General features: G+C 61.6%; 18 protein-coding genes and 1 tRNA gene. 2 read left to right on the top strand and 17 right to left on the bottom strand.

From position 1 onward, the window contains the following. Positions 1-184: 184 nt before the first annotated feature. From KH208_RS12340 to KH208_RS12285, 12 genes are all read right to left on the bottom strand, one after another. Positions 185-1,354, bottom strand: a complete 1,170-nt coding sequence (locus tag KH208_RS12340; RefSeq protein ID WP_291436692.1) for a phosphoglycerate kinase — start codon at positions 1,352-1,354, stop codon at positions 185-187. A 78-nt stretch (positions 1,355-1,432) separates the two neighbouring features. Further along, complete coding sequence (gene tkt / locus KH208_RS12335) at positions 1,433-3,427, bottom strand: transketolase (RefSeq protein ID WP_291436691.1); 1,995 nt, start codon at positions 3,425-3,427, stop codon at positions 1,433-1,435. Between the two features lie 18 nt (positions 3,428-3,445). Continuing rightward, positions 3,446-4,168: a ribulose-phosphate 3-epimerase gene (gene rpe, locus KH208_RS12330; protein ID WP_291436689.1), complete on the bottom strand. Its 723-nt coding sequence runs from the start codon at positions 4,166-4,168 to the stop codon at positions 3,446-3,448. A gap of 43 nt (positions 4,169-4,211) precedes the next feature. Continuing rightward, complete coding sequence (locus KH208_RS12325) at positions 4,212-4,556, bottom strand: MerR family transcriptional regulator (RefSeq protein WP_291436687.1); 345 nt, start codon at positions 4,554-4,556, stop codon at positions 4,212-4,214. 224 nt (positions 4,557-4,780) lie between these two features. Continuing rightward, entirely contained in the window at positions 4,781-7,186 is a 2,406-nt protein-coding gene (gene pheT / locus KH208_RS12320) for a phenylalanine--tRNA ligase subunit beta (protein WP_291436685.1), read from the bottom strand. Positions 7,187-7,213: 27 nt separating this feature from the next. Beyond that, positions 7,214-7,594 (bottom strand): translation initiation factor IF-2, encoded by a 381-nt coding sequence (locus KH208_RS12315; protein WP_291436683.1) that lies wholly within the window; start codon positions 7,592-7,594, stop codon positions 7,214-7,216. Between the two features lie 10 nt (positions 7,595-7,604). Beyond that, positions 7,605-8,639 (bottom strand): phenylalanine--tRNA ligase subunit alpha, encoded by a 1,035-nt coding sequence (gene pheS, locus KH208_RS12310; protein ID WP_009302889.1) that lies wholly within the window; start codon positions 8,637-8,639, stop codon positions 7,605-7,607. Between the two features lie 118 nt (positions 8,640-8,757). Then, a complete protein-coding gene (gene rplT / locus KH208_RS12305) occupies positions 8,758-9,111 on the bottom strand; it encodes a 50S ribosomal protein L20 (protein ID WP_062253248.1) in 354 nt (117 codons plus the stop codon). A 292-nt stretch (positions 9,112-9,403) separates the two neighbouring features. Next, a complete protein-coding gene (rpmI, locus tag KH208_RS12300; RefSeq protein WP_008681871.1) occupies positions 9,404-9,601 on the bottom strand; it encodes a 50S ribosomal protein L35 in 198 nt (65 codons plus the stop codon). A 101-nt stretch (positions 9,602-9,702) separates the two neighbouring features. Then, a complete protein-coding gene (gene infC, locus KH208_RS12295) occupies positions 9,703-10,233 on the bottom strand; it encodes a translation initiation factor IF-3 (protein ID WP_008681873.1) in 531 nt (176 codons plus the stop codon). Between the two features lies 1 nt (position 10,234). Continuing rightward, positions 10,235-12,181: a threonine--tRNA ligase gene (gene thrS / locus KH208_RS12290; RefSeq protein WP_291436676.1), complete on the bottom strand. Its 1,947-nt coding sequence runs from the start codon at positions 12,179-12,181 to the stop codon at positions 10,235-10,237. 149 nt (positions 12,182-12,330) lie between these two features. After that, a tRNA-Val gene (locus tag KH208_RS12285) sits at positions 12,331-12,407 on the bottom strand. A 377-nt stretch (positions 12,408-12,784) separates the two neighbouring features. On the opposite strand from KH208_RS12285, the gene KH208_RS12280 reads away from it, so the two are divergent. Then, on the top strand, positions 12,785-13,300 hold the full coding sequence (locus KH208_RS12280; protein ID WP_291436674.1) for a hypothetical protein: 516 nt from the start codon (positions 12,785-12,787) through the stop codon (positions 13,298-13,300). A 226-nt stretch (positions 13,301-13,526) separates the two neighbouring features. On the opposite strand, the gene KH208_RS12275 is transcribed toward KH208_RS12280, so the two are convergent. Next, on the bottom strand, positions 13,527-14,021 hold the full coding sequence (locus KH208_RS12275) for a hypothetical protein (protein WP_291436672.1): 495 nt from the start codon (positions 14,019-14,021) through the stop codon (positions 13,527-13,529). 287 nt (positions 14,022-14,308) lie between these two features. Between KH208_RS12275 and KH208_RS12270 the strand changes: the two genes are divergently transcribed. Continuing rightward, positions 14,309-15,001, top strand: a complete 693-nt coding sequence (locus tag KH208_RS12270; RefSeq protein ID WP_291436671.1) for a hypothetical protein — start codon at positions 14,309-14,311, stop codon at positions 14,999-15,001. Between the two features lie 66 nt (positions 15,002-15,067). Here KH208_RS12270 and KH208_RS12265 read toward each other — a convergent pair whose 3' ends face one another. From KH208_RS12265 to KH208_RS12250, 4 genes are all read right to left on the bottom strand, one after another. Then, a complete protein-coding gene (locus tag KH208_RS12265) occupies positions 15,068-15,547 on the bottom strand; it encodes a hypothetical protein (protein ID WP_291436669.1) in 480 nt (159 codons plus the stop codon). Between the two features lie 173 nt (positions 15,548-15,720). After that, positions 15,721-16,200 (bottom strand): hypothetical protein, encoded by a 480-nt coding sequence (locus tag KH208_RS12260; RefSeq protein WP_062253260.1) that lies wholly within the window; start codon positions 16,198-16,200, stop codon positions 15,721-15,723. 37 nt (positions 16,201-16,237) lie between these two features. Next, entirely contained in the window at positions 16,238-17,599 is a 1,362-nt protein-coding gene (gene trmFO, locus KH208_RS12255) for a methylenetetrahydrofolate--tRNA-(uracil(54)-C(5))-methyltransferase (FADH(2)-oxidizing) TrmFO (RefSeq protein ID WP_291436666.1), read from the bottom strand. Between the two features lie 147 nt (positions 17,600-17,746). Continuing rightward, on the bottom strand, positions 17,747-18,343 hold a 597-nt coding region (locus tag KH208_RS12250), incomplete at its 5' end, for an FAD-dependent oxidoreductase (protein WP_291436664.1).

Genomic DNA, 18,343 nt, shown 5'->3' with positions numbered 1-18,343 from the left:
GGAGTCGTTCTGGCGCGAGCATGGAGCATATGGCCCATAAATCTTCCCTCCCGAGTTGGCTATAACATATACCATTACTCAAAGGGACTAAACACCTAGAGCATTTTCACATTGAAAATGTACAACCGCTCTGGCGGACACAAGAGTGTCCGCCAGAGCGGTTCATTTTGAACGTTAAGCCGCCCTAACCCCTGTCTTCCAGAGCCGCCACCGAGGGCAGGACCTTGCCTTCCAGCAGTTCCAGGGAAGCGCCGCCGCCCGTGGAAATATAGCCCATTTTGTCGGCCAGGCCATAGCCTTCCACCGCGGCCACGGAGTCGCCGCCGCCCACCACGACAAAAGCCTTGGAAGCGGCCAGGGCTTCGGCCAGAGCCTTGGTGCCAGCGCCGAAAGGCTCGGTTTCAAACGCGCCCACCGGTCCGTTCCAGACCACGGTGGCCGCCTTGGCCAGCAGCGCTTCATAGAGGGCCACGGTCTTGGGGCCGATGTCCAGAATCATTTCATCCGCGGGCACGTCGCCCACCGCGTGCACTGTGGCCTTTTGTCCGGGGGCCAGTTCCCTGGCCGTGACCACGTCCACGGGCAGAGGCAGATCCTTGCCCGCAACCCTGGCCGTTTCCATGATCTTTTTGGCTTCCGGGATCAGATCCGGCTCGCACAGGGACGTGCCCACGCCGTAACCCGCGGCGGCCAGGAAGGTATTGGCAATGCCCCCGCCCACGACCAGACTGTCCACCTTGGCCAGCAGATTATCCAGCAGGCCCAGCTTGGTGGAGACCTTGGAACCGCCGATGACCGCCGCCAGAGGCCGCGCCGGATTGTCCAGCACCTTGGCGAAGGCCGCCAGTTCCGCCACCATCAGCGGCCCGGCGCAGGCGACCTTGGCCTGACGCACCGCGCCTTCGGTGGAGGCATGGGCCCGGTGCGCCGCGCCGAAAGCGTCCATCACATAAATGTCGCCCAGGCCCGCCAACTGCGCGGCCAGAGCAGGATCGTTCTTTTTCTCGCCCTTGAGAAAACGCACGTTTTCCAGCAGCACGCACTGGCCCGGCGTCGCTTTGGCCTCGGCCGGATCCCTGACCAGAGGCACGTCCCGGCCCAGCAGTTCACCCAGGCGCGCGGCCACGGGCTTGAGTGAGAACTGTTCCTCGTACTGGCCTTCCGTGGGGCGGCCCAGATGCGAGAGCACGATCACGCCCGCGCCTTTGTCCAGGGCCATCCCGATGGTGGGCAGGGCCGCGCGGATGCGCTTGTCGTTGGTGATCCGCCCTTCCTTCATGGGCACATTGAGATCTTCCCGGATGACCACGGTCTTGCCGCCGCAATCCAGATCCGCAAGTTTTTTAACGGGCATAATGCGCCTCCCTTTGGTTGGCGTTATCAGGCCTGCCCCCGCACCGGCCTTTCGTCCGTTGCAGAGGACAGCCCTGCATTATTTCAGCAGATCGCGCGCCTTTTCCAGCACATTGGCCGTAGTAAAGCCGAAGCGCTCGAACATGACCGAGCCCGGCGCGGAAGCGCCGAAGCTGTGTATGCCCAGCACCGCGCCGTCCAGGCCCACATACTTATGCCAGTAGTCCGGCGAGGCGGCTTCCACAGCCAGACGGCAGCGCACTGCGGAGGGCAGCACGCTTTCCTTCCAGGCCGCGTCCTGAGCGTCGAAAATCTCGGCGCAGGGCATGGAAACCACGCGCGCGCGGCGGCCGCCCGCATTGAGCTGCTCCGCCGCCTCCACGGCCAGGGCCACTTCCGAGCCCGTGGCCAGCAAAATGATTTCCGGCGTGCCCTGGCAGTCGCGCAACACGTAGCCCCCACGGGCGATGGCCGCGATCCGGGCCGAGTCGCGCTCAAAGAAAGGCAGCTTCTGGCGCGAAAGCGAGAGGCAGGTGGGCGTGTCGCGGCTCTCCAGGGCGGATTGCCAGGCCACGGCGGTTTCCACCGTATCGCAGGGCCGCCAGAGATTCAGATTGGGCGTCAGGCGCAGAGTGGACACCTGTTCCACAGGCTGGTGGGTGGGGCCGTCCTCGCCCACGCCGATGGAGTCGTGGGTAAAGGCCCAGACTACCCGCAGTCCTATGATGGCCGCCAGGCGCACGGCGTTTTTGGCCTGATCCGAAAAGGCCATGAAGGTGCCCGCATACGGGATGAAGCCGCCGTGCAGGGCCAGGCCGTTCATGACCGTGCTCATGCCGAACTCGCGCACGCCGTAGGAAATGTAGTTGCCGGTGTACGCGCCGGGCTTGAGGTGCTCTGACTTGGTGGTCAGGGTGCCCACGGAACCGGACAGGTCCGCCGCGCCGCCGACCAGTTCGGGCAGATTGCCCACCAGATGTTCCAGGGCCTTCTGGGAGGCCACGCGGGTAGCCACATTTTCGCCCTTGTCCACGGCTTCCTTGAGCATGCCCGCGGCAAGGGCCGCCCAGTCGGCGGGCAGATCCCCGGCCATGCGCCGCAGAAATTCGGCGGCCAGTTCCGGATGGGCCTGCCTGTAGGCGGCGAAGGTTTCATTCCAGGCTGCTTCGGCGGCCTGCCCGGCGGCGCGCGCGTCCCAAGCCGCATAAATATCCTGGGGAATCTCAAAGGGCGGCTCGTGCCAGTCCAAGGCCCGGCGCGTGGCGTCCGAGGCGCTTTCGCCCAGCGGCGAACCGTGGCTGGCGGCGGAATCGGCCTTGGGCGAGCCGAAGCCGATATGGGTATGGCAGATGATCAGGCTGGGACGGGAAAGGTCCGCGCGGGCCTCGGCCAGGGCTTTGTCCAGGGCCTCGCTGTCGTGCCCGTCAATGGGGCCGATAACCTGCCAGCGGTAGGCACGGAAGCGCGCGCCCACATCTTCGCTGAACCATGCGTCGATCTTGCCGTCAATGGAAATGCCGTTGGAGTCATAAAGCACAATGAGTTTGCCCAGGCCCCAGGTCCCGGCCAGGGAGCAGGCCTCGTGCGAGACGCCTTCCATCAGGCAGCCGTCGCCGCAGAAGGCATAGGTGCGGTGGTCCACCACCGTTTGTTCCGGGGTATTGAACTGGGCGGCCAGCATGCGTTCGGCCAGAGCCATGCCCACGGCCGAGGAAATGCCCTGGCCCAACGGACCGGTGGTCATTTCCACGCCGGGCGGCAGGCCGCGCTCGGGATGCCCCGGCGTCTGGGAGCCCCACTGGCGGAAATTCTTGATTTCCTCAATGGGAAAATCATAGCCGGTGAGATGGAGCACCGCGTACTGGAGCATGGAGGCGTGCCCGTTGGAAAGCACGAAACGGTCGCGGTCCAGCCAGCCGGGATTGGCGGGATTGTGCTTGAAGCCGTGCCGCCAGAGGGCTTCGGCCATGTCGGCCATGCCGAGGGGCGCGCCGGGGTGGCCGGAGCGGGATTTTTCAATGGCGTCGATGGCAAGGGCGCGTATGGCGTTAGCGCACTGTCTGCGGGTAGGCATGACTCTCTTTCCTTGGCGTTACGGGTTGGCATTGGACGCTGCGTGCCGCCAGGCGCGGGCGGCGCGCAGGCCGGGACGCACAGCGCGGCCCTCGGCGGCTTTCATAAAGGCCGCCAGGCGCGCGTCATAAGGTTTATGGCCGAAAAAGGCGGAGCCGGAAACCAGCACATCGGCCCCGGCATCCAGCAAGGCAGCCGCGTTTTCCGGGCAGGCGCCTCCGTCCACCTGGACCAGCGCGCCCGCGGCTCCGGCTTCGGCCAGCAGGGCGCGGGCCGCGCGGATTTTTTCATACGTCTGCGGAATGAAGGCCTGGCCGGAAAAACCGGGATTGACGCTCATCAGCAGCAAGAGATCCAGGTCCGGCGCGAGCCAGCGGGCTGCGGAAAGATCCGTGCCGGGGTTCAGGGCCAGCCCTGCCTTGAGGCCCAGCTTGCGGATTTCGGTCAGGGTGCGCTGGGCATGGCGGTCGGCCTCGGCATGGATGACCAACAGGTCGGCTCCGGCTTCCTTGAAGTCGCGCAGATAACGGGCCGGTTCCTCAACCATCAGGTGCACGTCAAAAAAAAGCCCGCTGTGAGGCCGCAGGGCCTTGATCAGCGGGGGACCGAAAGTGATGTTGGGCACAAAGGCCCCGTCCATCACATCCAGATGCAACCAGGTTACACCGGCGGCTTCCAACGCGGCCAGTTCCTCGGCCAGACAGGAAAAATCAGCGGAAAGCAGGGATGGGGAAAGAATCATGCGGACATCCTCGTATGGACTGAACGCCAACGCGGCGGGAAGTTCAGAGCCGCCCGGCCAGCAGGCGGCGCACCGCCGTCAGCTCCCGCTTGAGCATCTGCATGAAGGCCGGGTCCGGCACGGCGGCCACCCGCTCGGGCAGGGTTTCGTCCAGAACCGCGCTGCCCTCCAGCACACGGCGCGCGCCTTCAATGGTCATGCCCTGCTCGTGCAGCAATTGCTGGATGCGCCGCAGCAGGGCCAGATGCGTTTCCGTATACAAACGCTGCCCCTTGTCCGTGCGCAGGGGGTCCAGCTGGGGGAACTCCGTTTCCCAGAAACGCAGAACGTGGGTCTTGAGATTGAGCAGCTCCGCCGCCTCGCCGATGCGGTAGGTTTTTTCCGACATGAGCTCCCCCCGATGCCGCGAAAACGTTAGTGAAGCACTGAGTCATGGTCTTTTTGCCCTCTGCCCGCGTCCGGCTCACTCCGTGCGAAGGTCGGGTTTGCATATACTCCCTCCACCCGAAGTTCCCCGTCCTTGGCGGAGAACAAAAATCTTCATCACTCAGCGCTTCCTTAGAACATTTTGCATTGAAAATGTGTACATACTTTGACGTCAGCCCACGGGCGTCAGATCCGCACGCCCAAGGTCCGTACCAACGAGTCTGCCACCTTTTCCCGCTCCTTGTCCACTTCCGCGTCCTTGAGCGTCCGCCCGGCGTGGCGGAAGGTCAGGCGGAAGGTCAGGTTGCGGACCGGTTCCTCGTTCGCGCCCCCCTGGGGTTCAAAGCAGTCCACCAATACGGCTTCTTCCAGCAGGGGCAGCTTGAGCCCGGCCAGATGGTCAAGCACCTGGCCGACCTTGAGTTCCGGCCCGGCCATGACCGTAATGTCGCGGCGCACCGGCGGATAGACCGGCAGAGGCGTGAAGCGGACCACGGCCTTGTCATACAGCTCGCGCAGCAACTCCAGGTTGAGTTCCGCCAGCCAGACGGGCTTGCGGGCGTGGAAATCCTCGGCCAGAGCGGGTTTGATCCGGCCCATGACGCCCACGCGCCGCCCCTCCGCCAGCACGTCCACACAGGGCAGGAGGAAGGGATGCTCTTGGGCCTGGCGGCAGACCGGCGCGGGCAGATGCAGGAAGTGCAGGAGGTGCTCCACCACGCCCTTGAGATCGGCGTAGTCCATATCCGCCTCAACATGCGGCCAGGAGGCGTCATGGCGCGCGCCGTAGAGCAGAATGCCCAGCATGCCGGTTTCGCGGGCCGTGGTTTCCGAAGCGGGGTCGGCCTCAAAAATATGGGCCAGTTCAAAAAGCCGCAGGCCCTGCGCGCCCTGGGCCAGATTGTTGCGCAGATCCTGAAGCAGGCCCGGGGCCAGGGCCGTGCGCAGGGCGTCCTGCTCCGCCGAAAGGGGATTCATGATGGAAATGCGGCCTGCGCCGGGCAGGCCCAGCTGGTCCAGATCCTTGTGGCCCACAAAACTGTAGTTGACCGCCTCGTTGAGGCCCAAACCCGCGCCCCAGTGCTTGAGCCGCAGCCAGAAGGCATAGCGGGATTCCGGCTCGGCGGCGCGCGCCAGATCCAGATGCACGGGCGGCAGCACCGGCGGGATGGTGTCCAGCCCGTGCACGCGGCCCACTTCCTCAATGAGGTCCGCCTCGCGAGTGAGGTCGGGCCGCCAGGAAGGCTGCTCCACCCGCCAGGCGTCGCCGCTCTTTTCCACAGCGCAGCCCATGCCGACGAGCACTTTTTCGTCGAATTCCGGGCTCAGCCGCACGCCCAGCAGGGCGTCGGCCCTGGCCGGACGAAAGGCGATGCGCGCCGGAACAAAGGGCCGGGGTTCCACAATGGAAAGGCCGCGCCGCACCACGCCGCCGCCGAAGGCCGCCATCATGGCGCAAGCCCGATCCAGCGCCCAGACCGTGCGTTGCTGGTCGATGCCGCGTTCGAAACGGTAGGAGGCCTCGGAAGAAAGTCCCAGCCGCCTCGAAGTCTTGCGGATGGTGCCGGGCCGGAAGACCGCGCTTTCCAGAAAAACGTTGCGGCTTTGATCCGTAATTTCCGTGTTCAGTCCGCCCATGACCCCGGCCAGGCCCACGGGCCGTTCCGCGTCTCGGATGCAGAGATCGCGGCCGGTCAGGACGCGCTCCTGGCCGTCCAGGGTGATGAATTTCTCGCCCTCGCGGGCGGGTTCGACCACGATGCGGCCGCCCCGGAGTTTGTCCAGATCAAAGGAATGCAGAGGCTGGCCGCATTCGAACAGAATGTAGTTGGTCACGTCCACGATATTGGAAATGGGCCGCACGCCCACGGCACGCAGGCGGTGCCGCACGCGCATGGGCGAGGGAGCCACCTTGATCTCGGAAATGACCCGGCCGGAGTACAGCCAGCAGAGCTCAGGGTCCGTGATTTCAATGGGCACCACGGCTTCCGGGCCGTCGGCGTCCGGATGCGGGGTCAGGTCCGGGATGGTCAGGGGCAGGTTGAAGGCCAGGGCCGCCTCCCGCGCCAGGCCCAGCACGGAAAGGCAGTCCGCGCGGTTGGGCGTGATGGAGATGTCCAGCACCTCCCGGTCCAGGTCCAGCACGTCCACAAGCCGCGCGCCCACCGGAGCGTTTTCCGGCAGCACCATGATGCCGCTGTGGTCCTCGGTGAGGCCCAGTTCCCGTTCGGAGCAGATCATGCCGAAAGACGGCGCGCCGCGCAGTTTGGCCTTCTTGATCACCGTGCCGTCTGGCAGGCTCGAGCCCACCAGGGCCACGGGCACCTTCTGACCGGCGGCCACGTTGGGCGCGCCGCAGACGATGTCCAGCAGTTCGCCCTGGCCGGCGTCCACCTTGCAGCAGTGCAGATGGTCGGAATCAGGATGCCGGGCGCATTCCGCCACATAGCCCACCACGATGGCGCTGATGGCGTCATAGGGCCGCTGGATGTCCTCCAGCTCCAGGCCAAGCATGGTCAGCCGGTCGCCCAGCGCTTCGGCAGTGCCCTCGTAGGGCGTAAATTCACGCAGCCATGAAAGGGAAAGCAGCATATCTCGTTCCTGTGGGCTTGATTAGGCTTATTTGAATGACCAGGCCGGGGTTTCCCGCCTGGGGGTCGGGTCCGGCAGGGGCCGGGAATCCGCGCCGGAGCCGTATGAACCATAGGCGCCGGGACGAGGGCGCTGCCGGGGCGCTTTTTCCTCGGGCGGACGGTCATCGACGGTATTGCCGTAGGCATCGGTATAGCCCATGCCGCCCTGGGTGGTGCCTGACTGCGCACCGGCGGCGGGCAGGCCTTCCAGGGGCTTGGGGCCGCCCGGCGGTTCCAGGCCGGAGTGGCGGGGGCTCAAGGCCGAGGCCGCCCAGGCCGAACGCGGAGCCGGGGCAAAGCCGTCCGGCAGCATCGCGCCCGCGCAAAGGGCAGCGCTCAAGGCAAGCAGGGTCAGGACGCGCCTCATGGCCGTATCCTCAGGCGAACTGCCCCAGGAAACGCACATCATTCTCGAAGAACATGCGCAGATCCCCGATGCCGTATTTGAGCATGGCCACGCGCTCCACGCCCAGGCCGAAGGCAAAGCCGCTCACATCCTCGGGATAACCCACGGCGGCATACACCGCCGGGTCCACCATGCCGCAGCCCAGAATTTCCACCCAGCCGGTGGTCTTGCAGACGCGGCAGGGTTCGCCGTCCACATGGCCCTTGCCGCCGCACATGCAGCAGGAAATATCCACCTCGGCCGACGGTTCGGTGAAAGGGAAAAAGCTCGGGCGGAAGCGTACCTTTGTCTCTCCGCCGAACACAGCCCGCACAAAGGCGGTGAGGGTGCCGCGCAGATGGGCCATGCTGATGCCGTGCCCCACCATCAAGCCCTCGATCTGGTGAAACATGGGAGTGTGGGTCAGGTCCGAGTCCCGGCGGTAGACCTTGCCGGGGGCCACCACGGCCACGGGCGGCTTGCGGGAAAGCATGGTGCGCACCTGCACCGGCGAGGTGTGGGTACGCATGAGCACCTTTTCGGTGATGTAGAGGGTGTCCTGCATGTCCCGGGCCGGGTGCTCGGCGGGCATGTTCAGGGACTCGAAATTATAGTGGTCGATTTCCACTTCCGGGCCAGAGGCCACATCAAAGCCGAGCCCCTTGAAAATGCCGCAGATCTCCTCCATGACCAGCGTGGTAGGATGCAGAGAGCCGCGCCAGGGCGCGCGGCCCGGCAGGGAGGGATCGAAACGCGCCAGGGCTTCGGCTTCGCGCCCGGCTTCCAAAGCGCTTTTGCGCGCCTCGAACAGGGCGTTGCAGCGTTCCTTGACGCTGTTGGCGGCCTGCCCCACGGCCGGACGCTCAGCGGGCTCGAGCTTGGGCAAACGGCTCATGATCTGGGCGAGACGCCCCTTGCGGCCCAGAAAATCCACCCGCAAGCCTTCCAGGTCTTCCAATGAAGAAGCCTGGTCCAGCCCTCGCTCGAGTTCCGGTACCAGGCCTTCCAATGCTGTAATCAGGTCCATGCAGATTCCCGATGCCGCCTGCGCGGCGCTGAGGCTTTCATAAACACGGGCGGCGGGCTTTTGGCCGCGCCGCCCGTAAAATTTGGAAAGGCATTTGGAGAAACAGACCAGATGCCGCTTACTTCAGGGCAGCCTTGGCCAGCTCGACCACCTTGGCGAAATCGTCCTTCTGATAGACGGCCAGATCCGCGAGCACCTTGCGGTTCAGCTCAATGCCGGCCAGCTTCAGGCCGTGCATGAAACGGCTGTAGGAAAGCCCGCTCAGACGCGCACCGGCGTTGATGCGCAGAATCCAGAGCGTGCGGAAATCGCGCTTGCGGTTCTTGCGGCCGATAAAGGCATACTGGAGCGAACGCTCCACCGCCTCGCGGGCGGTGCGATACAGGCGGCTGCGGCCCCCGCGAAAACCTTTGGCGGCGCTCAGATATTTTTTGTGGCGACGATGACTGGCAAGACCTCTCTTCACACGCATGGGATATCCCCTCCTTCACACCGGCCAGGCGGAGGAAAGCCCGCCGGGTGGGTAAAATTTACTCCGCCCCCGTTGCCGGGGGACGCGGATTGAAGCGAACTCGCGGCTCCGCGCGCGCCGCCGATCCCGAAGGATCGAAAAGAAAACCCGCCGCGCTCAGCAACGCGCAAGCGCGGATTTTTGGTCGCTGACAAGAAATCCGAGCTTTTTATGACAGGAGCGGACGCTTCTGGTCCGTGACCGGAATAAAAAGCGAAGGATGACGCCGTCAGCGGGCAAAAGGCCGCGCTTGCTAGCCGTTGGGCAGCATGCGGCGGACAGCCTTTTCATTGGTGCTGTCCACCAAGGTGGCCTGGCCCAGACGCATCTTGCGGCCGGGAGCCTTCTTGGTCAGGATGTGGCGCAGATTCTGACGACGGCGCTTATACTTGCCGCTGCCGGTAAGCTGAAAACGCTTGGCCGCGGCGCGCCGGGTTTTGATCTTGGGCATGGCGTACTCCTTACAGAACAAAAAACGGATATGCCCGGAGGCCCGTGTCCAGACCGCCGGGGAAGGCATAGTGCCTTAAAAAACATCCGGCCGCAAGAAGATTATTTCTTGGGCACCAGCAGCATCTGCAGGGTACGGCCTTCGGCGCGGGGCTCCTGGTCCACCTTGGCCACGTCCGCCAGATCCTGCACAACGCGTTCCAGTATGTTCAGGCCGCGGTCCTTGTGGACGATTTCGCGGCCGCGGAAAAATACCGTGATCTTGCAACGGTCGCCGTCTTCCAGAAAACGGCGGATATGGCGCAGCTTGGTTTCGTAGTCATGGTCGTCGGTCTTGGGCCGGACCTTGATTTCCTTGATCTGCACCACGGTCTGGCGTTTTTTGGCTTCCGCTTTCTTCTTCTGCTGCTCGTACTTGAACTTGCCGTAATCCATGATCCGGCAGACGGGCGGCTCCGAGGTGGAAGCCACTTCCACCAGATCCATGCCCCCTTCTTTAGCCAGGGCAATGGCCTCGTTGCGCTGCAAAATTCCCAGTTGTTCACCGTCCGCGCCGATAACGCGCACCTCGCGCGCGCGGATCAGTTCGTTACGGCGCACGCCGTCCTGCGGCATTTCACGCCGCGGTCTCATATTAGGCGAAGCTATAGCGCATCCCTCCTTGTTTGAAAGGCTCTTCCGCGTCCGCCCGGATCAGGGCGGCCACGTCCGCAATGGATTTGAGCCCCAGATTTTCGCCGCTGCGCAGGCGGACGTTCACGCCGTCGGCCTGCACTTCCTTTTCTCCCACAACCAGAATGTAGGGCACTTTGGCCACCTGGGCCTCGCGCACCTTAAAGCCGAGTTTTTCATTGCGCGTGTCCGCCGTCACCCGGATGCCCAAGGCCCGCAGTTCTCCGCACATGCGTTCCACCGTGGCGTCCCCGGCTTCGGTGACCGTGAGCAGACGGGCCTGCTCCGGCGCGAGCCAGGTGGGCAGGGCTCCGGCATACTGCTCGATAAGCACGCCGATGAAACGCTCCAGCGAGCCCATGATGGCCCGGTGAACCATGACCGGGCGGTGGCGCTCGCCGTCCTGGCCCACATAGGTCAGGTCGAAACGCTCGGGCAGGGTGAAGTCCACCTGAATGGTGGAACACTGCCATTCGCGGCCGATACAGTCCAGCAGGCGCACGTCGATCTTGGGACCGTAGAACGCGCCGTCGCCGGCATTGATTTCATAGGGCAGCCCGGCTTTTTCCACGGCCTGGATCAGGGCGTTGGTCGCCAGTTCCCAGGCCTCGTCCGTGCCGATGCTGCTCTCGGGCCGGGTGGACACGGCCACCTTGTACTGGAAACCGAAGAGGTGCATCAGGTCGCGGATCAGGTGGATGACTTCCAGAATTTCGCCTTCCAACTGCTCGGGCGCGCAAAGGATGTGCGCGTCGTCCTGGGTGAACTGGCGCACTCGCAGCAGGCCGTGCAGCACGCCGCTCTTTTCGTGACGGTGCACCACGCCCAGTTCGAAATAACGCTGGGGCAGATCGCGGTAGCTGCGCAGCTCGTTCTTGTAGATGAGCATGTGCGCGATGCAGTTCATGGGCTTAATGCCGTAGGCGTCGTCCTCGATCTGAGTGAAATACATGTTTTCACGGTAGTGATCGTAGTGGCCGGAACGCTGCCAGGTCTCCACGCGCAACAGCTGCGGCCCCTGCACCATGTCGTAGCCGCGCTTGAGGTGCTCCTTGCGCCAGAAATCTTCCAGAATGGCGCGCACCAGCATGCCCTTGGGCAGCCAGAACACCATGCCCGGAGCCACGTCCTCCTGGAAGGCGAACAGGCTCAGCTCGCGGCCCAGCTTGCGGTGGTCGCGGCGCCTGGCTTCCTCCAACTGCTTGAGATAGGCGGCCAGGGCCTTCTCGTCGGCAAAGGCTGTACCATAAATACGCGACAGCATGGGATTTTTTTCATCCCCGCGCCAGTAGGCACCGGCCACGGACATCAGCTTGGAAGCCTTGGCAAAACCCGTATGCGGCACATGCGGGCCACGGCAGAGATCCGTGAAGTCGCCGCAGGTATAGAGAGAGACGGTGTCTGCCTCGATGCCCTCGATAAGCTCCACCTTGTAGGCTTCGCCCATGGCCTTGAAACGCGCCACGGCGTCGGCCTTGGAAAGAACTTCGCGGCTGAAAGGCTCGCGCGCCGCGGCGATTTTCTGCATCTCGGCCTCAATGGCCGGAAAATCCTCGCTGGAGAAAGGGCGCTCCACGTCGAAATCGTAATAAAAGCCGTTGTCGATGGACGGGCCGATGGTCACCCTGGCCGCGGGAAACAGGCGCTTGACCGCGGCGGCCATGACATGGGCCGTGGAATGGCGGATCAGTTGCAGGCCTTCAGGCGAGTCAGCATAAACGGGCGTGAGTTCGTCGCAACCTTCGGGCAGCGGCGCGGAGAAATCCAGCAGCACGCTTTGGCCGTCGATAACGGCGCGGGCGGCCACCACGGCCTTGAATTTCTTGCCGCTCAAGGCCTTTTGCAGCACCGCCGCAACCTCGGCCCCGGCGGGAACGTCCACCATCTGCCCTTCCACACGGACATTCATGACAAGCTCCTTCTGCGCGGGGCCCGGCGCGCAACGCCCCAAAAACAAATGGGGAGGCAAACCTCCCCACTGTGCCGGACACCCAAGCGCGGGCCGCCTTTCACGCGGCGCGCTTTCTATGCTGAGGGGAAAATCCCCGGAATTGCAATTGGTAGGAACGAGCAGACTTGAACTGCTGACCCCTTCCGTGTCAAGGAAGTGCTCTAGCCACCTGAGCTACGCTCCTACATAGAGGCAAGAGGCTGTATAGCCGTTGCCGCGTTCAGCGTCAACTCTTTTTTGCCGGATTCCCGCAATTTTTGCCGCGCCGGATCGCCGTCCGTTCCGGCGGCGGGTTGGAATGCGGTTGCGGCATATCACACCGGGATATCTGCCGATCTCAGGAAAAACCAACCCTGATTATCTTTTAATATTCTGAAATCATACTTCTTTTTTTGAAAAACAGAGGAAGTCGGCCTCTCCGGCGGCGAAAAACCCGCGTCGTTCACGGTTTTGGCCTTACTGAAACCCTTCAGTCTTACGGAATGTTCCCAACAAGCTATGCTTGTCCCCCCAATATGCGCAAGGCCCGTTCCGGGCGTGCGCCGCAGACAGGGAGGAAACATGGCAAACACAGGCAAGAGCAACGCGCATCTGGGCATCCACCATCCTTTCGGAGCCAGGCACGGCACGCCGGTGCCGGGCCAACGGCCGTCATTGGCGGCGTCCCATGAGTCGCCGGCGGAACGCATGTATGACAACACCCCGGATATTCGGAGGCATCCCCTGCCGTTGCCGCCGGATGCTTCTCTGGAGGAACGCATCTATCGGCAAAGCGTCGCGGATGTGGTGGCCCGGCACAGCCGTGGGGATCATTCCACCCTGCGGCCTTACACGCCGGAACCTGATGCGAAAGTGCCCTTCTACCGCATGGGGGTTCGGCCATTAAATATTGCGGGAGGCGATTGGGCATATGGAAAAAGAGTTAGTAACCTTAACCAACACATTGAGCATATGCACTTCGTGGGCAGCGACGGCAGCAATTTCGGCCTGACCGACTCCGAGCGGCCACTGGTGGAAAAACCGGAACAGCTCAAACGATACCAGATGGAAAGTCCCAAGTACCGCCAGGAACATTGACCGCGCCCGCGACGAACTGGAGGCCGAATGGCAGACAAAAAAGGCCGAAGCCCATCAGTCATCCTTCGGCACGGCGCTCCGCCGCTACTCTCTCCCGAGCTACAACTGCCAGCACTATTTCGCTGAGATCATCAAAAGAGCGCAGAGCTATGAAACCAGGGAAAAACCGCTGGTCCTGCCATAACCCGGCGGCATGACTCGGGCGCGGCGGCTTGGCCGCCGCGCCTTACGGGCAGGAAACAAAAGAGAGAATTATCATAATCGCCACCCCCAAAAAAATAGGCTCAAGAGCTAGAATTATAAAAAAAACACAGAGAGGTATTTTCCAATACCTGGAAAATCCCGGAACTTTCCTCCAAAACAGCAGAGAAAGAGGAATGGAGATCAGCGTTCCCCGCAATGAGGCAAAGACAAGGCAAATCAACAACGTTCCCCAAGGACGCAACAGCTCATACGAAGCCCGCAGCTCTTTGGCCTCGGCCAGAGAAATTTGGGCAAGAAACGCCAGCACTCCCGCCAGCAGATAAATCCAGAAACAATGATCCAGGCCGAATCGCTTCAGGCAGAACACCCCGCCCAACAGACCGGCCAGAGCCGCGCGCCTCATGGCCGGGTCGGGGTAATCCACAATCACGAGTAACGATAACACGGCAAAAAGACACAACGGCCACTCGCGCCGCACAAAGCCCAATCCTCTGTTCACAAGCTCCGGCATCGCCATGTGTCCCCCTCTCTGTTGCGCTTCTTGCCAGAATACGAACTTATTTCTTTGAAATCCATACGGATCTCAGGAAAAACCAAGCCCGATTATTTTTTAATTATTTGAAATCATAGTTCTTTTTTTGAAAAATAGAGGAAGCTGACCCCTCCGGCGGCCCAAAAGCCGCGCCGTTCTCGACTTTGATCATACTGAAGCCTTTCACTCTTACAGAATCCTCCCCGCAGGCTATGCTTGTCCCCAAAACCGCGCGCAAAGTCGTTCGGGACGCGCGCAAGCAGGGAGGAAGCATGGCCGACACAGGCAAGAGCAATGGGCATTTGGGCATCCATCATCCCTTTGGGGCCAGACACGGCACACCGGTGGCAGGACAAAGGCCGCCGCTGGCGGCAGCCCATGAACCGCTGGCGGAGCAAATGTACCCCAAAGACTGGCGAGCGGCTCCCGCAACTCTGCCGGTGGCGGCTGACGCACCCCTGGAGGAGCGTCTTTATCCGGACTCCATCCACGATGTGGTGGCCCGGCACAGCCGGGGGGATCATTCGGATCTGCGGCCCTACAAGGCTGAACCCAATGCGGCCGTGCCGTATTACAGGATCGGCACGCGGGCGCTGGACCTACACGTGGAGCCCATCCAGCGCGGAATTCAAACCTGGAGTATCCACAGGGCGGGGCAGGATCTGGAACATATGCAATTTCTGGGCAATGACGGCAAAAGCAACTTCGGCCTGATGGATGACGGGTTTGTACGAAAGGACAGCTCACAGTTGCGGAACAGCTATCACGTCATGGAGCCGAAATATAACCAAGAGCTGATCGACAGAGCCCGCGCCGAACTGAATGCGGAATGGGAAAAGGCGCATCCGGGCGATGCTGCCTCTCGTTACCATATATTTTCCAACAATTGCCAGGACTATATTCAGCATGTCCTGGATCGCGCCAAAAGATATGAGACACCGGATAATCCCCTGGTACTTCCTTAAGTTATAGTAAAAGATCCTGATCAGAGTCTTCTGATCAGGATCTTTTACTAAATAACAGTACAAATATCACAAATTCTTTCCTGTAAAAAGCATATAATATACAAAAAATGCAACAAAAGTCGTAAATGATGCTATAACTGTAAAAAATATCGTTGTCGGAACTCTCCATAATGCAGCAGCATGCTTTCTTTTCAAAAGCACAAAAGGCATACTGGCGGCTGCGCAAATAAGTCCCAATATTGAAATATAAAAAAACCAAGCCAAATCACTTTTCATGGAGTTAAAAATAAAATCCATTTTAAATTCGGTAAGCACAAGCACCAGAGCAAGCACGGAAAGTGCAAAACAGTATATTTTTGCTACATAGACGCCGGGCTTCCCATAGAGCAGCCACGCACTACCCAGTTGCGCAGCCAGGATGAGGACTAATCCCAGTCCATGTTGCGTTTTTATATTGAGAACACTTTGCAGCAATACAAGTAAAGCAAGCAGCCAGTTCCGGCGCAACGCCGTCCCGATCCCGCCCCGTAATTCCACTGCCGCCATTGTCCCCTCCTCGCCGGAAAGCGGGCCGCCCCGTTTTCGTTACAGGGCTCCCGCTTCACCGATCCCGGCCAGCCAAGCCGCGAAGGCCGTCCGGACACGCGCCCGCTTTCGCAGCCGCCGGAGCAATTTATTCATTTCAAACGTGCATTGCTCTTTGAACTACAACGTAAAATTCATAACTGCTTTCCAACGGCAATTGAATAAACCAAGACTAACAGCGCTATCATTGTAAATGCTGCTATTGACGTAAAAAATATGGCTGCCGGAATTTGCCACATTCCAGCCCTCTGCTTTTTCTTCCAAAAAACAAAAGGCACGCTGGCAGCGGCACTGATAAGTCCCAACAACGCAGCTTGCAAAACTAAAGCCGACTCGATTGCCATATATCTAAAAAGAAAATCCATTTTCAAGTTGGTGACAGCAAGCACAAAGATAATGACTGAAAATGTAAAAAAGTATACTTTTGCTATATATGCACAAGACTTTCCATATAACAGCCATACACTGCCCAGTTGCGCCGCAAAAACGAAGGTTAAACCAAGTCCATGCCCACTCTCTATATTGAGAACACTTTGCACCAACACAAGTAAAGCAAGCAGCCAGTTTTGCCGCAACGCCGATCCGAGTTTGGCCAGGCCCATTGCTGATGACATTGTCGCCTCCTTTCCGGCGGCCAATCGGCCTCCTCCGCTACAGGGCTCCCGCTTCACCGATCCCGGCCAGCCAGGCCGCGAAGGCGGCCTGCGCGCGAGCCGCGTACAGGGCCTTGCGGTCCTTTTTACGCGCTTTTTCGCCCAGTTCCGGCATGAGGCCGAAGTGCGCGTTGGAGGGTTGAAAACGCTTGGACGGGGTTTGCAGATGGCGCAGCAGCGCGCCCAGAGCGCTCTCCGCCGGGGGGGTGGGCAACTCCGCGCCGCGCGCCCGGGCCGCCAGCACGAGCCCCAGCCAGAGCCCGCTGGCGGCGGACTCCACATAACCTTCCACGCCGGTGATCTGCCCGGCCAGAAAGACGTGGGGACACGTCTTGAGGGAAAGGTCCGCATTGAGGGCTTCCGGCGCGTTGACGTAGGTATTGCGGTGCATGCTGCCGTAGCGGGCGAACTCCGCCCGTTCCAGGCCCGGCACCAGCCGGAACACTCTGGCTTGTTCGGGCTGGGTCAGTTTGGTCTGGCAGCCCACCAGATTACAGGTTTCGCTGTTGGCGTTTTCCGCGCGCAGTTGCAGCACGGCCCAGGGGCGGCGGCCCGTGCGCGGGTCCACAAAGCCCACGGGCTTGAGCGGGCCGAAGGTCAGGGTGCGTGGGCCGCGCTCGGCCAGGGCCTCCACCGGCATGCAGCCCTCGAAATGCGTCTCGCGCTCAAAGGCGCGCGCCTCCACCTTGCGGGCTTCCAGCAGGGCCTGATAAAAAATTTCGTATTCCTCGCGGCTCATGGGACAGTTGAGATAGTCCCCCTGCCCCGCCGGTTCGCCGTTCTCGCAGTCATAACGCGAGGCCCGGAAGACCACGTTCATGTCCAGGGAATGTGTCCAGACGATGGGCGCTATGGCGTCATAAAAATAGCAGTGTTCCGTCCCCAGGGTGCGGGCCAGGGAGGCGGAAAGCTCCTCCGAAGCCAGGGGCCCGGCGGCGATGACCACCGTGCCCGCCCCGCTTTCGGCCAGGGCGGGATCGTCCGGGGAGTCGATGCGGCGCTCCACCAGCCGGATGCGGGGCTCGGCGGCCACGCGCGCGGTCATGGCCTGCGCGAAGGCTTCGCGGTCCACGGCCAGGGCCTTGCCCGCGGGCACCCGGCAGGCATCGGCCACAGCCATGAAATCGCTGTCCAGGGCGCGCATTTCCGCCTTGAGCAGGCCGACGCCCGACGTGGCCTCGTCCGAGCGCAGGGAGTTGGAGCAGACCAGTTCGGCCAGGCAGTCGTTCACATGGGCCGGGGAACGGAAGCCGGGCTTCTGTTCAAAGAGAGTCACGTCAAGGCCCGCGCGGGCCAGACGCAACGCGCATTCACAGCCCGCGAGGCCGCCGCCCACCACGGCGATGGATGTCGGATTCATTATGGCTCCTTTTCTGCCCGGCAGCTTGTAAGAAAACCGCGCCAAAAGCAAGGCGAAGACCTCTGGCCCCGTCCGGTTTTTTCGCGTATGCTGGGCATGCGTCCGCACGGCCTGTTCCGGCCCGGCAGCGGCCGTCATTCTCAATCCTCACGGAGGCGCGGCATGGGAACCCTTCTGATGCTTTCCGGCGCCCTGCTGCTGGCTTTCGCGGGCATGCTCCAGCTGGCGAAACTGGTTCTGGAGCCGGAGGAATTCCGCCTGTTCTAGCCCTGGTATCATATGGAAGACCCTGCGCTGCTCCCCCTGGCGGAGTCTGGTCTGGAAGCCCACCATATTATATGCGCTGCCCTGCTTATTCTCCTTGCGCAACTGCACCACAGCGTAGGCTTCACCGCCACCAGGCAGCTCCAACCCTACTGGCTTCATTGGCCCAAAACGGATCGCATCTTCGCCATAACGGGCCATGCTTTCAATAGGCATACAGCCGGCAAAATGTTTTTCCTGCTCAAAATGATGGAGCGGAGTAACCTCAGCAGTTACCAGCTGTTGATAAAACTGTTGATATTGTTCTTTGTTCATGGGACAGTTCAGATAATCATAACCGTCGCCCTTACCGTAGCGCGAGGCATAAAAAGCTGTATTCATATCAATGCTGGCAGCATCGATGATCGGGGCAATGGCATCGTGAAAAAAAAGATGCTCCTCACCGCATAGGTCAGCAATGACCTCACTTAAAGCGGGAGA

The sequence above is a fragment of the Desulfovibrio sp. genome, from assembly GCF_018379785.1.
Taxonomy (GTDB): domain Bacteria; phylum Desulfobacterota; class Desulfovibrionia; order Desulfovibrionales; family Desulfovibrionaceae; genus Desulfovibrio.
The sequence above is the reverse complement of the archived record's forward strand: the minus strand, read 5'-3'. Positions and strand labels throughout refer to the sequence as shown.